General features: G+C 74.5%; 13 protein-coding genes. 7 read left to right on the plus strand and 6 right to left on the minus strand.

Annotation, left to right across the window (positions count from 1 at the left end; genetic code table 11):
* The first annotated feature begins 6 nt into the window (after positions 1-6).
* The 5 genes from ACIHEI_RS33240 (at position 7) to ACIHEI_RS33260 (ending at position 12,607) form a co-directional block, all read left to right on the plus strand.
* Complete coding sequence (locus ACIHEI_RS33240; RefSeq protein ID WP_387649133.1) at positions 7-4,467, plus strand: amino acid adenylation domain-containing protein; 4,461 nt, start codon at positions 7-9, stop codon at positions 4,465-4,467.
* Complete coding sequence (gntD, locus tag ACIHEI_RS33245; RefSeq protein ID WP_396609322.1) at positions 4,464-5,468, plus strand: guanitoxin biosynthesis L-enduracididine beta-hydroxylase GntD; 1,005 nt, start codon at positions 4,464-4,466, stop codon at positions 5,466-5,468. The genes ACIHEI_RS33240 and gntD overlap by 4 nt, the downstream gene beginning before the upstream one ends.
* Positions 5,469-5,512: 44 nt before the next feature.
* The gene (locus tag ACIHEI_RS33250; protein WP_396609323.1) at positions 5,513-7,993 is read left to right on the plus strand and encodes an amino acid adenylation domain-containing protein; all 2,481 of its coding nucleotides are present in this window, start codon (positions 5,513-5,515) and stop codon (positions 7,991-7,993) included.
* 392 nt (positions 7,994-8,385) lie between these two features.
* Positions 8,386-10,239 (plus strand): BTAD domain-containing putative transcriptional regulator, encoded by a 1,854-nt coding sequence (locus ACIHEI_RS33255; RefSeq protein WP_396609324.1) that lies wholly within the window; start codon positions 8,386-8,388, stop codon positions 10,237-10,239.
* Positions 10,220-12,607 carry a M28 family peptidase gene (locus ACIHEI_RS33260; RefSeq protein WP_396609325.1) on the plus strand — a complete coding sequence of 796 codons (2,388 nt, stop codon included), beginning with the start codon at positions 10,220-10,222 and terminating at the stop codon, positions 12,605-12,607. Before ACIHEI_RS33255 ends, ACIHEI_RS33260 begins: the two co-directional genes overlap by 20 nt.
* A gap of 64 nt (positions 12,608-12,671) precedes the next feature.
* On the opposite strand, the gene ACIHEI_RS33265 is transcribed toward ACIHEI_RS33260, so the two are convergent.
* The 5 genes from ACIHEI_RS33265 to ACIHEI_RS33285 are packed head-to-tail and all read right to left on the minus strand — an operon-like array spanning position 12,672 to position 17,494.
* Positions 12,672-13,166 (minus strand): hypothetical protein, encoded by a 495-nt coding sequence (locus ACIHEI_RS33265; RefSeq protein WP_392955883.1) that lies wholly within the window; start codon positions 13,164-13,166, stop codon positions 12,672-12,674.
* 51 nt (positions 13,167-13,217) lie between these two features.
* Positions 13,218-14,222 carry a 3-oxoacyl-ACP synthase III family protein gene (locus ACIHEI_RS33270; RefSeq protein ID WP_392955885.1) on the minus strand — a complete coding sequence of 335 codons (1,005 nt, stop codon included), beginning with the start codon at positions 14,220-14,222 and terminating at the stop codon, positions 13,218-13,220.
* 22 nt (positions 14,223-14,244) lie between these two features.
* The gene (locus tag ACIHEI_RS33275) at positions 14,245-16,290 is read right to left on the minus strand and encodes a 2-oxo acid dehydrogenase subunit E2 (RefSeq protein WP_396609326.1); all 2,046 of its coding nucleotides are present in this window, start codon (positions 16,288-16,290) and stop codon (positions 14,245-14,247) included.
* On the minus strand, positions 16,287-16,523 hold the full coding sequence (locus ACIHEI_RS33280) for an acyl carrier protein (RefSeq protein WP_387649111.1): 237 nt from the start codon (positions 16,521-16,523) through the stop codon (positions 16,287-16,289). The genes ACIHEI_RS33275 and ACIHEI_RS33280 overlap by 4 nt, the downstream gene beginning before the upstream one ends.
* 29 nt (positions 16,524-16,552) lie before the next feature.
* A complete protein-coding gene (locus ACIHEI_RS33285; protein ID WP_392955889.1) occupies positions 16,553-17,494 on the minus strand; it encodes a thiamine pyrophosphate-dependent dehydrogenase E1 component subunit alpha in 942 nt (313 codons plus the stop codon).
* Positions 17,495-17,794: 300 nt separating this feature from the next.
* Here ACIHEI_RS33285 and ACIHEI_RS33290 point away from each other — a divergent pair, with 300 nt between their 5' ends.
* Positions 17,795-19,264 (plus strand): FAD-dependent monooxygenase, encoded by a 1,470-nt coding sequence (locus ACIHEI_RS33290; RefSeq protein ID WP_396609327.1) that lies wholly within the window; start codon positions 17,795-17,797, stop codon positions 19,262-19,264.
* A gap of 19 nt (positions 19,265-19,283) precedes the next feature.
* Entirely contained in the window at positions 19,284-20,438 is a 1,155-nt protein-coding gene (locus tag ACIHEI_RS33295) for a metallophosphoesterase (protein ID WP_396609328.1), read from the plus strand.
* Between the two features lie 47 nt (positions 20,439-20,485).
* On the opposite strand, the gene ACIHEI_RS33300 is transcribed toward ACIHEI_RS33295, so the two are convergent.
* Positions 20,486-22,963, minus strand: coding sequence for an excinuclease ABC subunit UvrA (locus ACIHEI_RS33300; RefSeq protein ID WP_396609329.1), 2,478 nt, complete (start codon positions 22,961-22,963; stop codon positions 20,486-20,488).
* Between the last annotated feature and the right edge of the window lie 52 nt (positions 22,964-23,015).

A 23,015-nucleotide genomic window follows, 5' to 3' on the forward strand; every position in this document is an offset into this window, starting at 1 on the left:
CCCCACATGAGCACACACGACGGCACCGCCGCCCTGACGCCCGATGAGAAGCGCGCGGTCCTGGCCGGCCTGCTCGACGGCTCGGCCAACGCCTTCACCAGCAACCTGACCCTGGAGCAGCGCCGGCTGTGGCTGCTCGTCCAGCTCGACGAGAAGCGCCCCTGGCAGACCAGTGACGCCGTCCGGCTCACCGGCCGGACCGACCCGGCGGTGCTCCAGCAGGCGCTCGCGGCCGCCGTCCAGCACCACGCGGTGCTGCGCACCACCTTCCGCACGGTGGACGGCAACCCGCTGGCGACCGTCAAGCCGGTGGCCTCGCTGCGCCTGCCGGTGGTCGAGCTCGACCCGGAGCGGCTCGACGAGGAGCTGGCCCGGGTCGCGGCCGCCGAGAGCCGCCGCCGCTTCGACCTGGCGCAGGGCCCGCTGGTGCGGGCCAGCCTGCTGCGGCTCGGCGCCGAGGACCACGTCCTGCTGCTGACCGTCCACCAGCTGGTCGCCGACCGCCCGTCGGTGCGCCGGCTCACCGACGAGGTGCTGACCCGGTACGCGGCGCTGCTGGACGGCGCCGACGCTCCGGCCACCGCCGCCGCCGTCGACCTGCCCGCCGTGTTCGCGGCCCAGCGTGCCTGGCTGGAGAGCGACGACGCCGAGAAGGACATCGAGTTCTGGCGGGCCCGGACGGCCGCGCTGACCACGCTGGAGCTGCCCACCGACCGGCCGCGCCCGCCGGTGAAGACCATCGAGGCCGACGCGGTGTCGGTGCCGGTGCCGGCCGCCCTGCACACCGTGCTGGGCGACTTCGCCGCCACGACCGGCACCACCCTGCCGGAGCTGCTGCTCAGCGGGTACGTGACGGCGCTCGCCCGGCACGCCCAGCAGCAGGACTTCGCCGTCGGTGTGCCGGTGCCGCCGGCCTGGCAGGACAGTGACGGCGGCCTGGTCGGGCCGCTGGAGAACACCCTGCCGCTGCGTTTCGAGCTGGAGGCCGGCGAGTCGCTGACCGGCCTGCTGCGCCGGTCCGAGTCGGTGCTGGCGGAGGCGCTGGTGCACGCCCGGCTGCCGTTCGAGCAGATCGTCGAGGCGGCCCGGCCGACCCGCGACCTGAGCCACACCCCGCTGTTCCAGGTGCTGTTCGGCTTCGAGGAGCAGTGGGCCTCGCGCGAGCTGCCCGGCGCGGTCGCCCGCCCGCTCGACCTGCCGACCACCTGGACGCCGCACGACATCGACCTCTACGCGGTGCGCAGGGACGGCGAGTTGACGCTGCGCGCGCAGTTCAACACCGCGCTGTTCGACCGCGACACCGTCACCCGGCTGCTGGAGCGCACCCTGCTGCTCCTGGAGTCGGCGCTCGCCGAGCCCGACCGCCCGCTCGCGGACTTCCCGCTGCTGAGCCGGGAGGAGCGCGACCACCTGGCCGCCTGGAACGCCACCCGCACCGAGCACGACGCCCCGCAGCTGCTGCACGAGCTGGTCGAGCAGGCCGCCGCCGCCCACCCGGACGCGGTCGCGCTCACCTCCAGCACCGCGGAACTCTCCTACGCCTCGCTGGACCTGCGCGCCGAGGCGCTGGCCGCCGAGCTCACCGCGCAGGGCGTCGGGGTGGAGACCCCGGTCGGTGTGCTCGCCGACCGCTCGGTGCACACCATGGTCGCCCTGCTGGGCGTGCTGAAGGCCGGCGCCGCGTACGTCCCGCTCGACCCGTCGTACCCGGCGGACCGGATCGCGACCATCGCCACGGACGCCGGGATCGGCCTGGTCACCGGTGACGCGGAGGCGCTCGCCGCGCTGGCGGCGAAGGTGCCCGCGCTGCGCACGCTGCCCGTCCCGACCGCCGACCCGGCGGGCCCGGTCACCCGGCCCGCCGTGCGCCCGGCCCCCGACAGCCTGGCGTACGTCATCTACACCTCGGGCTCCACGGGCCGCCCCAAGGGCGTGGCCGTCGAGCACCGGCAGATCGTGCACTCCACCCTGGCCCGCTCCGCCTGCGAGGGCCCCGGCCTGCCCGAGCGCTACCTGGTGCTCGCGCCGTTCACCTTCGACGCCTCCGGCGGCGGCCTGTACTGGACGCTGCGCCGCGGCGGGACGGTCGTGGTGCCGAACGAGGCCGAGGTGCTCGACCCGCGGCTGCTTGGCGCGCTGATCCAGGACAAGCAGGTCACCCACGTCGACGGCGTGCCCTCGCAGTACTCGGTGCTGCTGGAGTCCGCGCCGGAGGCGTTCGCGTCGGTGCGCACCACCGTGCTGGCCGGCGAGGTGCTGCCGCCCGGACTGGTCGGGGAGCACTTCCGCCGCTCGCCCGGTGTCGCGCTGTTCAACGAGTACGGCCCGACCGAGGCGACCGTCTGGGCGTCGGTGCACCCGGTGACCGCGAAGGACGGCGAGAGCGGCCGGGTGCCGATCGGCCGGCCCATCCCGAACACCCGGATCCACCTGCTGGACAAGCGCCTCAACCCGGTGCCGCCCGGCGTGCCCGGCGAGCTGTGGATCGGCGGCGACGGCGTGGTGCGCGGCTACGTCAACCGCCCCGGCATGACGGCGGCGGCCTTCCTGCCCGACCCGTTCTCCGAGCAGCCCGGCGCCCGCCTGTACCGCACCGGTGACCTCGCCCGTTACCGGGCGGACGGCACCATCGAGTTCCTCGGCCGGGCCGACACCCAGGTGAAGATCCGCGGCTTCCGGATCGAGCTCTCCGAGATCGAGAACGTCCTGCTGCGCCACCCGCTGGTCGCCGAGACCGCGGTGATCGCGCGGGAGGACCAGCCGGGCGTGCCGCGGCTGGTGGCGTACGCCGTGCCCGTGGTCGGCCGGGTGCTGACCAAGGAGGCGCTGGTCAAGCACGTGCTGGCGCAGGTGCCGGACTACATGGTGCCGAGCGCGTTCGTCACGCTGGAGAAGATGCCGCTCACCCGCAACGGCAAGATCGACACCGCCGCGCTGCCCGCGCCGGACCTCGGCACCGAGGACTTCGTCGAGCCGGGCAGCGAGCTCGAGGCGGAGATCGCCGAGACGTTCTGCGCGCTGCTCGGACTGTCCCAGATCAGCGCCACCGCGGACTTCTTCGAGCTCGGCGGCAACTCGCTGCTGGTGGCGCGGCTGACCGCGCAGCTGTCCCGCGAGCACGACGTGACCCTGCCGGTCGAGCAGATCTTCCGGGTGCCCACCGTGGCCGGCATCGCGCAGGCCATCGAGGAGGACCGCCGCCAGCGCGACAACATCGACAGCGAGGTGCTGTACGCGCAGCAGCTCGCCGAGCTGCACGCGGAGATCACGCTGCCCGAGGAGATCGCCCCCGGCGACCTCCCGCACGCGGAGTGGTTCGCGCCCCGGCACGTCCTGGTCACCGGTGCCACCGGCTACCTGGGCGCGTTCCTCGCCGTGGAGCTGATCCTGCGCACCGAGGCCACCGTGCACTGCCTGATCCGCGCCGAGAACGAGGACGCGGCGTGGGAGCGGATGGAGCAGACCCTGCGCACCTACTCCGCGTGGGACGAGTCCTACCGTTCCCGGATGCGGATGGTCGTCGGTGACCTCGCCAAGCCCCGGCTCGGCCTGGACCAGCACGAGTTCGCGGCCTACGCGGGCCTGCTCGACGCGATCTACCACAGCGGCGCGGTGGTCAACTTCACCTACCCGTACGAGGCGGCGCGTCCGGCCAACGTCGAGGGCACCAAGGAGGTGCTGCGGCTCGCCACCACCACGACGCTCAAGTCCGTCCACTTCGTCTCCAGCGTGGACGTGTTCATGGGCACCGGCGCCGAGCGTCCGTTCACCGAGGAGGACCTGGACGGCCGGCCGATCCGCATCCCGACCGGCTACCCGCGCAGCAAGTGGCTCGCCGAGAAGATCGTCTACCTGGCGCGCGATCGCGGCATCCCGGTCACCGTCCAGCGCCCGTGGATGATCACCGGCCACACCCAGACCGGCGCCTCGCACCACACCGACTACCTGTACGTGTACCTGCGGGGCTTCCTCGACCTGGGCGTCCTGCCGCTCTACAACGACGTCATCAACGCCGTGCCCGTGGACTTCACGGCGCAGGCCATCGTCTACACCTCGCTGCGGGCGGAGAACTTCGGCAAGAACTTCAACATCACCAACCCGGCGCCCACCACCATGACCCAGTGCTACCAGTGGCTGCGGTCCTTCGGCTACGACCTCAACGTCGTCGACGAGGAGGACGCCCGCCAGCGGGCGCTGGGCGTCGACGAGGACCACATCCTGTTCCCGATGACGCCGCTGCTGCGGGTCGCCTCGATGCGGCACGCCGCGCTCGACCCGGAGCTGCAGAAGCAGATCAACCCGCAGGACGAGTGCCGGGTGCTCACCGAGGCGCTGGAGGGCTCCGGCATCGCCTGCCCGCCGGTCAACGAGGAGTGGGCGCACGACTGCTTCCGCTTCCTGGTCGAGGGCGGCTACCTGCCCGCGCCCGAGGACGTGGTGGTGCCGCCGGCGAGTGAGCGCCCGTGATCCGCCGCCTGGACATCGCTCCGGCCGACGGCGCGGCGCTCGCCACGCTCAGCCGGTCCGTGCTGCACGAGTACGGGTCCAGTACCGCTCCGGCCCTGCTCGACGACCTGCCCGCGCTGGCGCAGCAGTTGCCGTCGCGGCTGGTCCGGGAGCTGCGGGCGTTCCGGACCGCCGAGTCGGCGTCGGCGCTGGTGGTGCGCGGGCTCAAGGTGGACAACACCTCGATCGGCCCGACGCCGCTGGACTGGCGCGAGACGGAGCGGCCGGCCGCGGTCGCCGCGCACGAGGTGTTCCTGGTGCTCGCCACCGCGCACCTCGGCGACATCTTCGGCTGGTCGACCCTGCAGGACGGCCGCCTGGTCCACGACGTGCTGCCGATCCCGCAGCACGAGAAGGACCAGAGCGGGCACGGGACGGTGGAGCTGGCCTGGCACACCGAGGACGGCTTCCACCCGTACCGCTGCGACTACCTGCTGCTGCTCGGACTGCGCAACCACGACGCGGTGCCGACCGTGGTGTCCGGGATCGAGGACGTGGAGCTGACGCCGCGCCACCGCGCGGTGCTGGCCGAACGGCGGTTCCTCATCCGCCCGGACACCGAGCACCTCAAGTACGCGCGGTCGCTCACCGAGAGCACCGGGCGGCTCCACCCGATCCAGCGGATGGAGGAGGACCCGGAGCCGTGCGCCGTGCTGTTCGGCGACCCGGACCGCCCGTACCTGCGGGTGGACCCGGCGTTCATGTCGCCGGTGCCGGGCGACCGGGAGGCGGCGGCGGCGCTCACCGCGCTGACCGACGAACTGGAACGGCACCTGGTCGGGGTCGCGCTGGGCGCCGGGGACCTGCTGGTGGTCGACAACTACCGGGCGGTGCACGGGCGCAGCGCGTTCGAGGCGCGCTTCGACGGCACCGACCGGTGGCTGAAGAAGGCAGTCGTCACGCGGGACCTCCGCAAGTCCCGCGACCACCGGAACGCTCCCGAGGAGCGCATCCTGCGGTGACGGCGGCCCGACCCCGCTGAATCCCCTCACGATCAGGAGGAACCGTGTCCGACCACCCCGCCCTCGCCATCGGCACGTGGCTCGTCACCGGCCCGCCGGACGTCCGCGCCCTGCGGGCCCGGATCGCCGGGCTGCGGCCGCCGGTGCGGCTCACCGTGCACGACCCGGCGGCGGGCGGGGAGCCGGACGCGTGGGGCGAGCTCGTCCGCGACGAGCTCGCCGCCTCCCGCGCGGACCACGGCGAGGCCCGGGTGCTGCTGGCCCGGCTCGCCGAAGGCCGGTTCCTCCTGATCGTGGTCGCTCCGGAGCCGGAGCGGTTGATGCGATGGCTGCTCGACCCATCTGGGACGGCGGCTCCGGAGCTGGCAGCTGCCGATCCGGCCGGCTTCGGCGAACTTCCCGCCGTCCTGCGCACCGGTTCCGCGCCCTCCGGGTACGCGGCGACCGTGCACGTCGAAGCGGGACACCTCGCGTCCCGGCTGCGGGCCGCCGGGGTGTCCGCCGAGGCGGCGCTGGCCGCCGCCTCGGCGGTCCTGCTGGCCCGCTGCGGCGGACCGGCCGAGGCCGGCCTGCTGGTCGCGGGCCCGGTGCCGGTGGCCGTGCGGCTGGCGGTGGACGAGGCGGGCTCCGGTTCCGCCGCGCTCCGGGCCGCCGTGCGGGCCGTCGCCGCCGGCACACCGGCCGGGCCGGAAACCCGGGCGGCGCTCGCGGTGGCCGCCGCCCCGCGGCGCGTGCCGGAGCGGGTCGGCGCGTTCGAGGTGACGCCCGTCCGGGTCGCCGACGGCGTGAGCCGGCACGAGCTGCTGGTGCTGCTCGGCCCCGACGGGCTCGAACTCGACTACGACACCGGCCTGTTCGAGGAGGAGGCGGCGGAGGCGTTCGCCCACCGGCTGCTCGCCGTCCTCGCCGCGCTCCTCGACGACCGTCCGGTGCGCACCGTCACCGGTCTCGCGGAGCGCGAGCACGCCGAGCTCGGCGCCTGGTCGCGCGGCGCGGACCTCCCGTTCGAGGACACCTGTCTGCACACCCTCGTCGCGCGCCACGCGCAGTGGACCCCGGACGCCGTCGCGGTCGTCTGCGGGGAGCGGGAACTGACGCACCGGGAGCTCGACACCCGGGCCGCCCGCCTGGCCGCGCTGTTGCACCGCCACGGCATCGGCCGCGGTTCGCTGGTGGCGCTGATGGCCGGGCGCAGCGCCGATTCGGTGGTCGCGATGCTCGGCGCGCTGAAGGCCGGCGCCGCGTACCTCCCGATCGAGCCGACCCACCCGGCGGAGCGCATCCGCCACATCCTGCGCGACTCCGGCGCCCTGGCGCTGATCGCGGACGAACCCCCTGGCTTCGACCTGGCGGTGCCGATGATCCGCCCGGCCGACGCCGCCGGGCTTCCGGCCCGTTCCCCGCTGGTGCGGGTGACGCCGGACGACACCGCGTACGTCATCTACACCTCCGGTTCGACCGGCGCGCCGAAGGGCATCGCCGTCCACCACGGAGCGATCGTCGCCTCCACGGCCGCCCGGGCCGCGGCCGGTCCGGCTCCCGGGCGGGATCTGGTGCTGCCGCCGCTGTGCTTCGACGGCGCGGCGGGCGGCATGTTCTGGGCGCTGGCCAACGGCGGCGCGGTCGTGCTGCCGACCGAGACGGAGGCGCACGATCCGCACGCCCTGCGCGGCCTGCTGGAGCGGGCCGCCGTCACCCACGTGCATGCCGTGCCCTCGCACTACCGGATCCTGCTGCAGGTCGCGGACCGGGCGGCGCTGGCCCGCCTGGCGATGGTCGCGGTCGGCGGCGAGCCGCTCACCGCGGACCTGGTGGCCGAGCATCTGCGGTGCTGTCCGGGTGCCCCGCTGTTCAACGACTACGGGCCGACGGAGTGCGCGGTGTGGGCCACCACGCACCGGTGCGGGCCCGCCGAGGCGGCGGGGGCGGCGATCCCGATCGGCCGCCCGGTGCCCAACTACCGCGTCCATGTGCTCGATTCGCGGCTGCGGCCGGTGCCGCCGGGGGTGGCCGGGGAGATCTTCCTCGGCGGCCCGGGGGTGGCTCTCGGCTACCACGGCCGGCCCGCGCTCACCGCGGAGCGGTTCCTGCCGGACCCGTTCGCGCCGGGCCGCCGTCTCTACCGGACCGGGGACCGCGGTCTGTGGTCGCCCACCGGCCGGCTGCTCATCCTCGGGCGGGTCGACCACCAGGTGAAGGTGCGCGGGTACCGGATCGAGCTGGGCGAGGTCGAGTCCGCGGTGGGCCGGCATCCGGCGGTCGCCGAGTGTGCCGTGCGGCTGCACGGGCAGGGCGCGGCGGAGCGGCTGGTGGCGTTCGTGGCCCTGCGGCCCGCGGCGCCGGACGGCGGGGCCTCGGGCGCCGCCGGTGCGGCCGCCCTGCTGCGCCGGGCGCTCGCCGAGTCGCTGCCCGCGCCGATGCGGCCGGACCACATCGTGGTGCTGCCCGCGCTGCCCCGGACTCCGGGCGGAAAGATTGACTCGCAGGCACTTCGGGGCATGGCGATCTCCGGCACGCGGAATTGACATCCGACCGATTCGAACAAACGAACAACCAGCGGCGCCGCGGGCCTCTGGAAGGTAAAGTGATGGAGCAGGACGGGCAAAGCACGAGAGCCACGGCCATCGACCTACCCCGCGCCAACCCGCTTCATGCAGGGAACCTCACTGACCGTTGACACTACGTCAGTTGACGGAGTCAGGCGCCAACCTGGGTATGGACATGACAGCTTGTCCATTCTAGGATCCCTTTTCGGCCGCGTATCCCACGCCCCCGTGGAGGATTGGCTCCGATGCAGCAAAAGGCTCTCTCCCCGACGTCCGGCCTTTTCACCGAGGAAACCCATCGCAATGGCCGCGACATATCATTTCGAATTCTCGGCCCCTTACAGGTCGTCATTGGCGGAAACACCGTCCGGGTGGGACGGAACCGCCAGCTGACCGTCCTCGCCGTACTCCTGCTCAACGCCAACAAGATCGTCCCGGTCAGCTCGCTGATCGACGCCGTCTGGCGCGCCGAACCACCGGCCACCGCCGACAAGCAGATCCAGACCTGCGTCTGGCGGCTGCGCAACGCCTTCGCCGCCGCCGGCGCCCCGGTCGACCTGATCGAGACCGAACAGGGCGGCTACCGCATCCGGCTCGGCGCCGAGGACCTCGACGCGGACGCCTTCGAGAAGACCGTCCGGCGGGCCCGCGACCTCGCCGCCGCCGGCCACCTGGAGGACGCCGCCGACGAGTACCAGAGCGCCCTCGCGCTCTTCCGCGGCCAGCCGCTCGCCGACCTCTCCGGCCCGCTCACCTACACCGTGGCCGCGCACTGGGAGGAACGCCGGTTCGCCGTCCTGGAGGAGTGGCTGGACGTCGGGCTCGCGCTCGGCCGGCACGCCGAGCTGATCAGCGAACTCAAGCCGCTGGTCGCCGAGTTCCCGATGCGCGAGCGGCTCTGCGCGCAGCTGATGACGGCGCTCTACCAGTCCCAGCGGCGGGCCGAGGCGCTGCACGTCTACCGGGCCGGCCGGCACGCGCTGATCACCAAGCTCGGCCTCGAACCCGGCGCCCGGCTCCAGGAACTGCACCAGCAGATCCTGGCCGGCGAGGGCGTGGCGCCCCCGCCCACCGCCCACCGGACCCCGCGGCCCGACAAGACCCCCGCCCAACTCCCGCCCCGGGTCACCGACTTCGCGGGCCGAAGCGACATCTCCGAACGGATCGCCTGGGACTTACAGGCCGCCGGCGCCCCCCGGGTGATCGCCCTGGTGGGCTGCGCCGGTTCCGGCAAGACCGCGCTCGCCGTGCACGTCGGGCACAGCCTCCAGCAGCACTTCCCCGACGGCCAGCTCTACGCGGACCTGCGCGGCCAGTCCGAGCCGGTGCCCCCGCAGGAGGTGCTGCGCGGCTTCCTCGACGCCCTCGGCGTCCCCGTCCAGCGGATCCCCGCCGGACTCGCCGCGCGTGCCGCGCTGTTCCGCAGCGTCACCGCCTCCAAGCGGCTGCTGATCGTGCTCGACGACGTCTCCGAGACCACCCGCTACGAGGCGCTGCTGCCGAGCGGCGAGAGCGCCGTCCTGTGCACCGGCCGCACCAGCCTGCTCAAGATCCCCGGCCTCACCGAGTACTGCCTCGACGGCCTGCCCGGCAACGAGGCGGTGGACCTGCTCGCCTCGCTCGTCGGCGTGGAACGGGTCTTCGCCGAGGTGGACAGCGCCCGGCGGATCGTCGACCTGTGCGGCCGTCTGCCGCTCGCCATCCGGGCCGCCGGCGCCCGGCTGCGCGCCCGCCCCCGGCACAGCCTGCGCAGCTTCGTCGACCGGCTCACCGGCAGCCGCGACCGGATCGCCGAACTCTCCATCGGCTCCCTGGACATGGGCGCCCGACTGGCCTCCACCCTCGACCAGCTGCCGCTCGGCGGCTACCGGCTCTGGCTGCGGCTCAGCCTGTGCGAACTCGCCTCCATCCCGGAGTACGTGGCCTACGCCGTCGCCGACCGGCCGGAGGAGGACACCCAGCGGCTGCTCGACCAGCTGGTCGGCCAGCACCTGCTGACCGTCGCCCCCGGCGAGGTCGCCGACGGCCCCCAGTACGCGTTCAACCCGCTCGTCCGCGACCACGCCCGGCAGCGCGCCGAGGCCGAACTCGGCGCCGCGATCGGCCGGGAGGTCGCCGAGCAGATCGCCGACGCCGTGTTCCACCGGCGCGAGCCCGCCCATGACAGCCACCGACCGTACCGCCGCCGCGAGGAGCCCACCGTCTATGACAGTCAAGCGGTCTGACCTCACGCCGGTCGAACCCGTCACCCCCACCGGGGCGCCGCCCGGCCCGCCCCGCCGCGGCTCGCCCGCGCCGGCCGCCCGCTGGGCCTTCCCCGTCACCGTCCTGGTCCTCGCCGCGCTCTGCGCGGCCCTGACCGCCTGGCAGGACCGGCTGCCCGCCCCGCGCGACGAGAACGCGCCCGCCCTGAGCTTCTCCGCCGCCCGCGCCGTCGACCAGGTCCGCGCGATCGCCACCGAGCCGCGCCCCAGCGGCTCCCCCGCCCACACCCAGGTCCGCGCGGACCTGGTCCGCAAGCTCACCGAACTCGGCCTGGAGACCCGGGTGCAGACCGGCTCGTCCGTCGCCCACATGCCCGACCTCTCCCCCACCGGCGCCGACTCCCGCTACGCCGGACTGCGGGTGGACAACGTGGTCGCCCGGCTGCCGGGCTCCGCGAACACCCGGCCCGTCGCCCTGGTCACCCACTACGACTCCACCGAGGCCGGCCCCGGCGCCAACGACGCCGGGGTCCCGGTCGCGGTCCTGCTGGAGACCGCCCGCGCGCTGCGCGCCGGACCGGCCCCGCGCAACGACGTCCTGTTCGTCTTCACCGACGCCGAGGAGAGCGGCCTGCTCGGCTCCCGGGCCCTGGTGGACGCCCCGGAGTTCCTGCCGCCCGACGCCCTGGTGCTCAACTTCGAGGCCCGCGGCAGCCGCGGCCCCAGTCTGATGTTCGAGACCGGCCCCGACGCCGCCTGGCTGGTCGACGCGCTCGCCGGCCACGTGCCGTCCGCCCGCACCAGCTCGCTGCTCGACGCCGCCTACGGCTACCTGCCCAACCTCACCGACTTCACCGTCTTCAAGCAGGCCGGCCACCAGGGCCTCAACCTGGCCTACCTGGACGGCTACACGGCGTACCACAGCGCCGACGACACCCCCGACCGGGTCGATCCGGCGACCGTCCAGCACCAGGGCGAACAGGCGCTCGGCCTGGCCCGCGCCCTCGGCTCCGCCGACCTCGCCCACCCGCCCCGCGGCGACTCCGTCTACTTCCAGGCGGCCGGCCTGTACCTCGCCTACCCGGCCGGCGCCGCACTGCCCGCCGCGCTCGCCACCGCGGCCCTCGGGCTGTTCCTGCTGCTGCGGCTGCGCGCCCGGGCGGGCCTCTCGCTCGCCCGGACCGCCGCCGGGCTGGCGCTGGCCCTCGGCCAAATGCTGCTCGCCGCCGGCGCCGCGTTCGCGCTGGCACCCCTGGTGGCCTCCCGGCACGCCGAGTTCGGCGCCTACGGCGACATCGCGGACCACGGCCTCGCGCTCGCCGGGTTCCTGCTGCTCACCCTCGCCCTGGGCGCGGCGGCCGCGCTGTTCGCCCGGCGCCGGATCGACGCCCGCCACCAGGCCGCCGGGGCGATCGCGCTCTGGGTGCTGCTGGCCTGCGCCTCCGCCGTCGTCCTGCCGGGCGGCAGCCACGTGTTCACCTGGCCCGCGCTCGGGCTGGTCGCGGCCGCCGCCCTGCTCACCTCCCGCGCCGGTGCGACGGTGGCCGGACGGGTGGCGGGCGCCGCGCTCGCCGTCCTCCCGCTCGGCCTGCTGGTCGTCCCGCTCGTGCCGCTGCTCACCGACGCCCTCGGGCTCGGCCTGGTGGCCGTGCCGGTGGCGGTCGCGGCCCTGATGACGGCCCTGCTGCCGCCCGTACTGCCGCCGCTGCCCCAGCGCACGCGGCCGCTGGTTCCGGCCGCGGCGGCGCTCGTCGCCGCCGCCGTCCTCGCGGCCGGTGCGCTGATCCCGCCGCCGCAGCCGTACCGGGAACGGGCGAACGCGCTGTACCTGCTGGACGCCGACCGGGGCACCGCCGCCTGGCTGAGCGACTCGCCGCCGGACGCCTGGAGCGACCGGCTGCTGCCGGACCCCGATCCGGTCTCCGTCGCCGACCTCTGGCCCGGCTGGCGCGTCCCCGTCCGGCGGGCCGGGGCGCCGGTGCTGCCGCTCGCGGCGCCGGAGGTCACCGTGACGCCCGTCCCGGGCGGGCCGGGGGACGGGCGGCGGGTCTCCGTCCGGGCGGTGTCGAAGCGCGGCGCCCCCGAGCTGGTGCTGCTGGTGACGGGCGCGGCGGTGCGCGGCTACGCGCTCGACGGGGTGCCGGGGTGGCACGCGGACACCCCGGCCGGGAACCCGCCGTGGGAACTGTGGATCCACCGGGTACCGGCGGAGGGCGCCGGGCTGCTGCTCGACCTCGGGCCCGGCCCGGCCACGCTGAAGGTCATCGACCGCACCCCGGGCCTGCCCGCACCGGACGGCACACCGCTCGCCGGGCCGCGCCCGCCGGCCCTCGGCGTGGCCGCGTTCGGCGAGGCGGCGATGGTGTCCGTCACCCGCTCGCTGGACTGAGCCCCCGAAACACACCGTGGCCCGGCCGCCGACTTCGGCGACCGGGCCACGGTGCACCCGCGGGTCAGGTAACGGCGCCCGGCAGCCGGGCGGCGACCTTCTCGGCCGCCGTCTTCACGTCGGTGCACACCTGCGGCGTCATCGCGGTGGTGCGCCCGAGGCGCAGCTCGATGCTGGAGTGCTCGCCGCTGTCCAGGAACACCTTGCAGACGCCGTTCAGGGCGCCCATCAGCATCACCGCGGATTTGCCGTGGAACTGCAGTTCCGTCCGGGTGCCGTCGCCGGTGGCGGCGTCGGCGAGCGGGCGGTCGTCCAGCATCAGGGTGAGGGTGCCGAAGCGGTACTTGTAGGAGGAACAGCCGCGGTCGCTCAGCCCGCTCACCGAGGGTTCGCCGAGGCCGAGTTCGACGGAGACGGGCCGCAGCATCTTGCAGGCCGGTGGCTCGTCGGGGTGTGCCTGGTTGGTGGCGGGCGTGGCGGTCGAGCAGGAGGCCAGGGTCAGGGTGGCGGCGGCGACGGCTGCCGCGGTGAGGACGTTCCGGGCGCGGGGACGGTCCATGGGGTGGTTCGCTCCGATCTGTCCGGTGAGCGGGTGGGAGGTTCGTGCGGGTCAGCGTTCGAGGACGGCGCAGGCCCAGTGCATCCCCCGGCCGTTGGCCGCGAGCGCGACGAGGTCGCCGGGCGCGAGTGCGCCCGTCTCCTCCAGCCTGGCCAGGCAGAACAGGTGGTCGGCCGCGCCGAAGTGCCCGTTCTCGGCGGCGGTTTCGGCGTTGGTGCGCTCCAGTGGCACGCCGATCAGTGCGGCCTGTGCGGCGAGCACGCGGGCGTTGTCGTTGAGCAGGACGAGCCGCGCGAGGTCCTCCTCGGCGCAGCCGGCCCGGCGGCAGGCGCGGTGCACGGCGCGGGCGGTGCGTTCGTCGATCTCCTCGGCGAACGCGGCGACTTCCTCGGCGTCGTTGCCGAAGTGCTCGACGACGTCCCACGCGTCGCGCACGGCGGGTGTCTCGGTGCCGGGCGCGAAGGGCCGGCGGGCGCCGCCGATGTCCATCCGGAAGAAGTCGGCGTAGCGGCCGTCGCTCTCCGCGTAGGAGGCCCGCCAGCGCAGGCCGGGCGCGCCGCGCACGGCGAGGGCCGCGGCGGCGCCGTCGGAGAACAGCAGCGAGTGGGTGTCGAGGCGGTTCCAGTAGGCGTCGACGGTCCGGTTGGCGCCGATCACCAGCGCGGTGCGGTAGTCGGGGTGGGTGGCGAAGCGTCCGGCCACGGTGTCCAGGGCGGTGACGCCGCCGACGCAGCCCTGGTCGACCAGCACGGCCTCGGCCCGGCTCAGACCGAGGGCCCACTGGACCCGGGCCGCCGCGTCCCAGTACAGGTGGTCGGCCAGGTCGGTGAGGGCGACGACGAGCAGGTCCACGTCGCGCGGCTCGACACCCGCGAGGGCCTTCGCGCCCGCCTCGATCGCCAGGTCGGTGACGCTCACCTCGGGCCGGGCCCGGTGGATGTGCCGGTAGCCGTAGCCGAGGACGCGCTCGACGTCCTCGGTGTATTCGGCGACGACGTCCCGGACGGCGGCCTTCTCCCCGGTGGCGACGCCGAAGGCGGTCAACCCGTAGTCCACTGGCACTCCTCTCTGGGTCGGTTCAGTCGGTGAGTTTGGCGAGTTGCTGGGGGTCGCTCAGGCCCTCGGCGACGGTGCGCAGGAACGCGACGGCGTCCCGGCCGTTGACCACCCGGTGGTCGTGGGCGAGGCCGAGGGTGACGACGTTCGCGGCCACCGGCCCGTCGTCGGACGGGACGAGGCGGCGCACCGGGCCGGCGATCGAGACCATGCACAGCTGGGGCCACATCACGATCGGCCGGACCAGCAGCACGCCGGGTTCGAGGTTCAGCGAGACGGTGAGGGCGCCGCCGGAGAGCTCGCCGGCGGTGAACTCGCCCCGGTAGGCCTTGAGCCTGAACTCCATGAGGTCGTCGGCGAGTTCGGCGAGCGGTCGGGCGGCGCAGTCGCGCAGGACGGGCGTGTAGAGGCCGTTCCCGGCGTCGACGGTGACGGCGATGTCGGCGCGTTCGGCGAGTTCCACGGTCCGCTCGTCCAGCAGGGTGCCGAACAGGTGCGGGAAGGCGGGCCGGGCGGCGGCCACCGCCCGGACCAGCAGTTCGGGCAGGCCGACCTCGGCGTCGGTCTCCTCGGACACCGCCCGGAGCCGTTCCAGCGCCGCGTCCACCCGCACCTCGACGGCGGCGAACGCGGCGGGCACCTCGCGGTGGGCCCGGGTGACGACGGCCGCGGTGCCCTGCTGGACCCGGTCCAGCCGGTAGGTGCGGTCGGCGGGCGCGGCCGACTCCGGTTCCTTGGCGGGGAGTTCGGCCGGAGCCGGTTCGTCCTGCGGTGCGGCGAACAGTTCGGCCAGCGGCTCCGCCACCCCGAGTTCGCTGCCGGTCTGCGCCAGCACCCGCAGGTACCCCGACGCGGGGGCGGTGATCTCCTCGACGGCCTTGGAGGTCTCCACGTCCAGCAGCGGCTCGCCCTCCTCGACGTACCCGCCGTCGGGGACGTGCCACTCCAGGACCAGGTAGGCGGTGTCGTTGTTGTTGAGCTTCGGCATCACCACCGGCACCCCGGCGAGCCGCCCGGCTTCCTCAACAGCCGTAGGCCTCACCGGAGTCGGCGCGATCTCGGGCAGCGCCCGGCCCAGCTCCGCCGCGATCCGCGGCGCCCCGAGGAGCACCTCGGCCTCCAGGTGCGGCGCGGTCGGCACCACCGAGTCGGCCGAGGAGAGCAGCAGCACGGGGGCGCGCAGCTCCGCCCACGCCTGCCGGTGGATCCGGGCCGCGACGTCGGCGCCCCAGGTGCCGCCCTCGGTGCTCTCCTCCGCCACGGCGACCAGCCGGGCGCCGGTGATCAGCGGCAGCACCGGCTCCAGGTCCAGCGGGTGCAGCCGTGCCGGGACCAGCAGGTGGACGGTGGCGCCGCGCTCGCGCAGCAGGTGCGCGGCCTCGATCGCCCGGTGCGCCATGCCGCCCGGACAGAGCAGCACGACGTCGGCGGGGCCGCCGTCCGCAGGCGCGACGTGCGCCCATCCGGCCGGGCCGCCGAGCAGTTGGAAGGCGAAGTGCCCGTCCACCACGCCGTCGGGGTACAGCCGGCGGGTGTAGAGGACCTTGTCCTCGAACAGCATCGACGGGCCCCGGTCGAGGCCCTCCTTCAGCAGCGCGTACGGGTCGTGGAACGGCGTCGTCTCGTACAGCGCCAGGTTCGGGATGCCGAGGAAGTGCTTCTGCACGCTCTGGCTGTGCGTCGGCCCGTAGCCGCGGTTGCCGCCGACCGGGCAGCGGACCACGACCGGCATCGGCACCCGCTCGCCGTACATGGTCACCGACTTGGAGATCAGGTTGAGCACCGGGTCGAAGGCGAGCGCGGCGAAGTCGCCGAACATCATCTCGACCACGGCCTCGTCGCCCGCGAGCGCCAGCCCGCCGGCGACGCCCGCGATGCCGCCCTCGCTCAGCGGCGTGGTCAGCACCCGGCCGGGGTGGCGGGTGGACAGGCCGCGGGTCGCCTTGAAGGCGCCGCCGTAGGGGTCGAGGACGTCCTCGCCGAGCAGGTGGAGGGTGGGCCGTTCGTCGAAGAGCCGGTGCAGGGCGCGGTTGAGCGCCTCCACGACGCGGGGTGCGGGCCCGGTCATGACGCCTTCTCCCGTCCGTCGCGGGCGAGCACGTCGCGCAGCGCGCGGACGGAGCGGCAGGCCCGCGCCTCCCGGGCGGTGAGCCGCAGGCCGTACTCCTGTTCCACCCGGGCGACGATCTGCACCTGGGTCAGGCTGGTCCAGGCCGCGGTGGTCGCGGCGCCGGTCTCCTCGGTCACCTCGGTGGCCGGGATCCGGAGCACGTCGGCCACCAGGTCGGTCAGTTCGGTCATCGGTACCACCCAGTTCCTCGTGTCCGGTGTCATGCCTGCGCGTCGGCCGTTCCGGGGCCCGCCGCGGTCCACACGGACGGTGGCCGCGCCTCGACTTCGCGGGCCATCTGCTCCAGGTCGGCGCGGATCAGGTCGTCGAGTTCCCGGAACGGCTCGCCGAGCCGTTCGGCCAGCTCCCGGTGCCAGTCGTCGGCCCACAGCGCGGCCACGTCCGCGTCCGGCCGGGTGTCGTCGCCCTTGCTGTGCGGGCCGAGCCGGCGGGTGGTGAACTGCACGACGGCGGGCCGGTGCTGCTCCCGTACGCGGCGGACCAGCGGGGCCAGTCGAGCGCGGATCGCGGGGATGTCGTGGCCGGTGATCTCCAGGAAGTCCAGCCCGAACGCGGCGGCGCGGTCGGCGATGCTGCCCGCCAACTGGAGCTCGGTGGGCGTGGACTGGGCGATCCCGTTGTGCTCGACGATCACCAGCACCGGCACCTGCCACAGCACGGCCATGTTGAGCGCCTCGTACACCGCGCCCTCGCCCCAGGTGCCGTCGCCGGTGAACACGGCGGCGATCCGGCCGTCCCCCACCCGCTTGCAGTGCAGGCCGAGCCCGACGGCCAGCGGCAGGCTCTCGCCCTGCACGCCCGTCGACAGGTAGCGTCCGCGCCGGATGTGCTGGCTGCCGCCGACGCCCGAACACACCGCGCCCGCACGGCCGGTGATCTCCGCGAGCAGGCCGGCCGGGTCGCGGAACAGCGCCAGGTAGTGGCCGTGGCCGCGGTGGTTGCTCAGCACGAAGTCCTCGGCCAGCAGCGGCGCGAGGGCCACCGGGACGTACTCCTGGCCGAGGCAGGTGTGGGTGGTCCCGTTCAGCCGGCCCTCGGAGAACATCCGCAGCAGCAGCGTCTCGAAGTGCCGGATGCCCAGCAGCGCTTCGAGGTCCTCGGCGTCCGGCACACCCGCCGGCGACGACGTTTCAGCGGTCATGGCGCGACAACTCCCGCGAACTGGGCGGCCCGGACGCCCGGACGGCCTCGACGACATGCACTCCACCTGCGCACCACTTGATCGGCCGCCACGCTAACGGCCGCCGTTCTCAATCCGGTTCACGAACCGCTCTCACCGTGCCGACCCCGGCTCTCCGGCAACTCTCACCCCGATCTCAGCCCGTTGCGCCCGCCGTGAGCGGCCGCCTTAACTGATCGGGCGGCGGCGCGCCGGCAGCGGTCCCACCTGCCGGCGCGCCGCCGCCTCCGGTCCGCCCCGCCGATCCGTAGGAGTCAGCAGATGCCGCCCTCCCCCCAGGTGCTCGTCGTCGGCGCCGGCCCCACCGGACTGGCGCTCGCGGCGGAGCTCGCCGCCTTCGGCATCTCCTGCCACGTCGTCGACAAGCGCGCCGGGCGCAGCCCGCTGTCCCGGGCCTGCACCGTCGAGCCGCGCACGCTGGAGCTGCTGGACATGCGCGGGCGCGCCGACGACGTGCTGAAGTGGGGCCGGGAGTGCCCGCACCCGCCGCTCGGCAACGAGGACGGCCACCTCGACTACGGCCTGCTCGACACGACTTTCCCGTTCAGCCTGTCCATCCCGCAGACCCGGACCGAGGAGGCCCTGCAGCTCGCCGCCGAGAAGGCCGGCGCGGTGCTGCTGCCCGGCACCGAGCTGACCGGGCTGCGCCAGGACGACACCGGCGTCGAGGTGGAGCTGACCGGCCCGCACGGCCCGCGGGTCGAACGGGCGCGGTACGTCGTCGGCTGCGACGGCGTCAACAGCACCGTCCGGCAGGTGATCGGCGTCGAGTACGACGGCTGGCACTACGACGAGTCGCTGATGATGGGCGACGCCCGGCTGTCGAACCCGCCGGGCCCGGCCGAGTACGCGCGGATCACCAGGCGCGGGATGGCGGCGCTGTTCCCGTTCCAGGACGGCACCTACCGGGTGATCGTGCTCGACCGGCAGAAGTTCACCGTTCCCGCGGACGAGCCGCTGACCCTGGAGGACCTGAGCGAGAGCTGCGCGGCCGTCCTCGGGACGGACATCGGCCTGCACAGCCCGCTGTGGCTGTCGCGTTTCCGCAGTTCGCAGCGGCACGCGAAGCGCTACCGGGTCGGCCGGGTGCTGCTCGCGGGGGACGCGGCGCACACCCACATCCCGTCCGGCGGGCAGGGGTTGCAGACCGGCATCCAGGACGCGTTCAACCTCGGCTGGAAGCTGCGGGCCGTCCTCGCCGGGTGGGCGCCGGAGGAGCTGATCGACAGTTACGAGGCGGAGCGGCACCCGATCGCGGCGGAGACGCTGCGCAAGACCGACCTGTCGTTCCGCTTCGAGACCTCGGACAGCGCGACGGCCCGCCTGATGCGCCGGGCCGCCATGTGGTCGATGCGGATCCGCCCGGTGCACCGGCTCAACGTCGAGCACCTGTCGGGCCTGCGCCTGCGCTACCCGTCCGGCGGGCAGGGCCGGTGGGCCGGCCGGCGCGTCCCGGACCGGCCGCTCGCCTCGCCGCAGGGCCCCCTCTACGGGCTGTTCCGCGACGGCGGGTTCGTGCTGCTCGGCACCGACAACTGCCCGCCGGCCGCCGCCCCGTGGGCGGACCGGCTGCGCACGGGCGTGCTCGCCGAACCGCTCGGCGGCGGGTGGCCCCGGTACGTGCTGGTGCGGCCGGACGGCTACGTCGCCTGGGCCGGGCCGGTGGCGGACGACGGGCTGGCCGCGGCGCTGCGCCGCTGGTGCGGTACGCCGGCGCCGGCCGCCCGCTGATCCGGGCCGGGAGTCCGCCGTGTCCTCCGCGCTCTTCACCGCCCTCGTGGTCCCCGCCCTCGCCGCCGTCCACTACTGGGTGTGGCGGCGCGTCGTCCGCGACACCACCGCTCCCCGCGGCTGGCCGCGCCGGGCCGGGACGGCGCTGCTGGTACTGCTCGGCCTGCTGCTGGTGGCCGCGCCGCCGGCCGACGGCGCGCTGCCGAAGCCGCTGGCGCAGGCCGTCGGCTGGCCGGGCTTCGTGTGGATGGCCGGGATCCTGTACCTGGGCTTCGCGCTGCTGGTCGCCGAGGCCGTCCGCCCGCTGCTGCTGCGCGCCGCCCGCCGCGGCGCCCCCGACCTGGACCCGTCCCGCCGGCTGTTCGTCAACCGCTCGCTCGCGCTGGCCGCCGGCGCCGCCGCGGCCGCGACCGTCGGCTACGGCGCGGCCACCGCCCTCGGCCCGCCCACCATCAAGCGGCTGACCGTTCCGCTGGCCCGGCTCGACCCGCGGGCCGACGGTTTCCGGATCGCGGTCGTCAGCGACATCCACCTCAACAGCCTGGTCGGCCGCGCCCGCGCCCGGCAGATCGCCGACCTGGTCAACGGCACCCGGCCCGACCTGATCGCCGTCGTCGGCGACCTGGTCGAGGACGCCGGCGTGGCCGAGTTCGGGCCGCAGGTGGCGCCGCTCGCCCGGCTCAGCGCGCCGTACGGCGCGTACTTCGTCACCGGCAACCACGAGCACTACTCGGGCGCCCGGCAGTGGATCGACTTCGTCCGCGGCCTCGGGCTGCGCCCGCTGGTGAACGAACGCGTCGCACTGCCCGGCTTCGACCTCGCGGGCGTGAACGACGCCAGCGGCACCGACGAGGGACTCGGCCCCGACTACGCGGCCGCGCTCGACGGCCGCGACCCGGGCCGGGCCGTAGTGCTGCTCGCCCATCAGCCGGTGCAGGTCCACGAGGCGGTGAAGCACGGCGTCGACCTTCAGCTGTCCGGCCACACCCACGGCGGCCAGCTGTGGCCGTTCAACCACCTGTCGCGGCTGGCCAATCCGGCCGTCGCCGGGCTGCACCGGTTCGGCGACACCCTGCTCTACGTCACCCGCGGCACCGGCTTCTGGGGCCCGCCGGTGCGCCTGGGCGCGGAGCCGGACATCACCGTCATCACGCTGACCGTTCCCCGCCCCTGACCGGCCGGGCCCGGCGGCGCCGGAGCCGCCGAGCCCGCCCGCTCCGCTCAGCCCAGCAGCGGCTCACCGGCCGTGTACCGGCGGAAGAAGCCCGCCGTCGGCGTGTCGGCCCGCGCGACGTCCTCCGGCGTGCCCTCCGCCACCACGGCCCCGCCGGCCGGGCCCGCGCCCGGCCCGAGGTCGATCACCCAGTCCGCCGACGCGGCCACCGGGATGTCGTGCTCGGCGACGACCACGGTGTTGCCGGAGTCCAGCAGGACGTCGAACGCGTCCACCATCCGCTGGATGTCGGACGGGTGCAGGCCCGAGACCGGCTCGTCGAGCACCACCAGACCGGCCTTGCCCTTCGCCGAGCCGCGCTGGATCGCGGACGCCAGCTTCAGCCGCTGCGCCTCACCGCCCGACAACTCGGTCGCGCTCTGGCCGAGTTGCAGGTAGCCGAGGCCGACCCGCTCCAGGGCCTCCAGCGTCTCGGCGAGCTGCTTGGGGCCGGTCAGCCGCTTGACCGCCTCGGCGATGGTCAGCTCCAGCACGCCGTCGATGGTCAGGCCCTGGTAGGTGATCTCCAGCGCCTCCGGCTTGTACCGGCGGCCGTCGCACTCGTCGCACACCACCCACACGTCCGGCAGGAAGTGCATGTCGACGAGCTTGCGCCCGTACCCCGTGCACACCTCGCAACGGCCGCCGTTCGCGGTGTTGAACGAGAACCAGGAGGCGTTGACCCCGCGCCGGCGGCCCTCCTCGGTCTCCGCGAACAGCTTGCGCACCAGGTCGAAGGCCTTGCTGTAGGTGGCCGGGTTGGAGCGCGGGGTGCGGCCGATCGGCTCCTGGTCGACCACGGCGACCCAGCTGAACGCGTCGGTGCCGCTGACCGTGCGCACGGTCTCGGCCGCCTCGCCGCTCAGCGCCGCCTCGACGCCCGCGCCGAGCGCGCCGAGCAGGCTGCTCTTCCCGCTGCCGCTGACGCCGGTCAGGCAGGTGAGCCGCCCGACCGGGAAGCGGACCCGTTCCGCCGTCACGTTGTGCGCGCGCAGCCCGTGCAGCTCGACCCAGCCCGACCGTTCGCCGATCGGACGGCGCTCGCGCCGCAGCCGGGGACCGTCCCCGGCCAGGTAGCGGCCGGTCAGCGACAACGGGTGCGCGGCGGCCTCGGCGGGCTTGCCCGACACGATCACCTCGCCGCCGAGCCGGCCCGCGCCCGGACCCATGTCCACCACCCAGTCGGCCCGGGCGATCAGCTCCGGGTCGTGCTCGACCAGCAGCACGGTGTTCCCGGCCTCGCGCAACTCCAGTGCGATGTCCAGCAGATGCGCCTTGTCGGCCGGGTGCAGGCCGGTGCCCGGCTCGTCCAGGACGAAGATGATCCCGCTCAGCTCGGTGCTCAACTGCGCGGCCAGCCGCGTCCGCTGGAGTTCGCCGCCGGACAGCGTGGCCGCGCTCCGGGTCAGCTGGAGGTGCGACAGGCCGAGGCGGTCCAGCACGCCCAGCCGGCGGACCAGGTCCAGCAGCAGCGGCTCGCCCACCTCCCGCTGCGCCGCGCCCAGTTGGGCCACCACGTCACCCGCCCACTGGCGGACCGCCCGCACGTCCACCTCCAGCAGCTCGGGGTAGGTGAGCCCGCCCAGCCGGATCGTCCGCGCCGCGTCGCCGTACCCGGTGCCGCCGCAGGCCTCGCACGCGACCTTGCGCATGTACGGCAGATACCGCTGCTTGGCGCTCGGCGTACTGGCGTTCGCGAAGACCCGCTCCACCTCCGCGAGGGCGCCGCGCAGCGGCTGGGTGGAGGTGTACGTCCACGACGCCGACTCGTTCTTGTTCGGCATGTCGACGGTCGCCTCGATCACCTCGTCACCCGTGCCGTACAGCACGCAGTGCCGGAACTCCTCCGGCAGCTCCCGCCACGGCTGCCTGAGGTCCACCCCGCGCTTCTCGGCCAGCGCCGGGACGAACGCGTGCTCCCCGGAGCGCCACTTGGCGTACCAGGGCGACGCCCCGTCGAACAGCGGCCGGTCCGGATCGGTGATGACCAGCTCCACCTGCGCCTGCCAGCGCCCGCCCACACCATGGCAGTTGGGGCAGTTTCCCTCCGGCGAGTGACGGTCGAAGTGCGCGGTCGACAGGTGCTCGGGCAGCCCCTCCGCATCCGGCCCGATCCCCGGCAGCCGCGAGTACAGCAACCCGAGGTGACCGTCGATCCCGGTGATCGTCGCCACCGTGGACCGCGGATTGCGGTTCAGCCGCCGCTGATCGACCGCCAGGGTCGCGCCGAGCCCCAGGATCCGGTCCACCTTCGGCCGGTTCCGCTGCGTGATGTACTGCCGCACGAACGGCGAAAGACCCTCCAGGTAGCGCAGTTGCGCCTCGCTGTGGATGGTGTCGATCGCCAGCGAGGTCTTCCCGCTGCCGCTCACGCCCGTGAAGGCGACCACCTGCCCCTTGGGGATTCTCACCGTGACATCGCGGAGGTTGTTGGTACGCGCGCCCACCACGTCGATGGTGTCGTTCTGCCGTGCGGATCCAGTCATCGTTGCTGCCTCATCTCGCAGCGGTGACTTTTCCGTGTGGCGAAGTCACCGC

It is taken from the genome of Kitasatospora sp. NPDC051984, from assembly GCF_044593455.1.
Lineage (GTDB): Bacteria > Actinomycetota > Actinomycetes > Streptomycetales > Streptomycetaceae > Kitasatospora.

Excerpts from the sequence above, each read along its gene's own strand:
- ACIHEI_RS33240 (WP_387649133.1), top strand. The coding sequence starts at position 7 with ATGAGCACACACGACGGCACCGCCGCCCTGACGCCCGATGAGAAGCGC.
- ACIHEI_RS33260 (WP_396609325.1), top strand. The coding sequence starts at position 10,220 with ATGACAGTCAAGCGGTCTGACCTCACGCCGGTCGAACCCGTCACCCCC.
- ACIHEI_RS33265 (WP_392955883.1), bottom strand. The coding sequence starts at position 13,166 with ATGGACCGTCCCCGCGCCCGGAACGTCCTCACCGCGGCAGCCGTCGCC.
- ACIHEI_RS33275 (WP_396609326.1), bottom strand. The coding sequence starts at position 16,290 with ATGACCGGGCCCGCACCCCGCGTCGTGGAGGCGCTCAACCGCGCCCTG.
- ACIHEI_RS33280 (WP_387649111.1), bottom strand. The coding sequence starts at position 16,523 with ATGACCGAACTGACCGACCTGGTGGCCGACGTGCTCCGGATCCCGGCC.
- ACIHEI_RS33285 (WP_392955889.1), bottom strand. The coding sequence starts at position 17,494 with ATGACCGCTGAAACGTCGTCGCCGGCGGGTGTGCCGGACGCCGAGGAC.
- ACIHEI_RS33290 (WP_396609327.1), top strand. The coding sequence starts at position 17,795 with ATGCCGCCCTCCCCCCAGGTGCTCGTCGTCGGCGCCGGCCCCACCGGA.
- ACIHEI_RS33300 (WP_396609329.1), bottom strand. The coding sequence starts at position 22,963 with ATGACTGGATCCGCACGGCAGAACGACACCATCGACGTGGTGGGCGCG.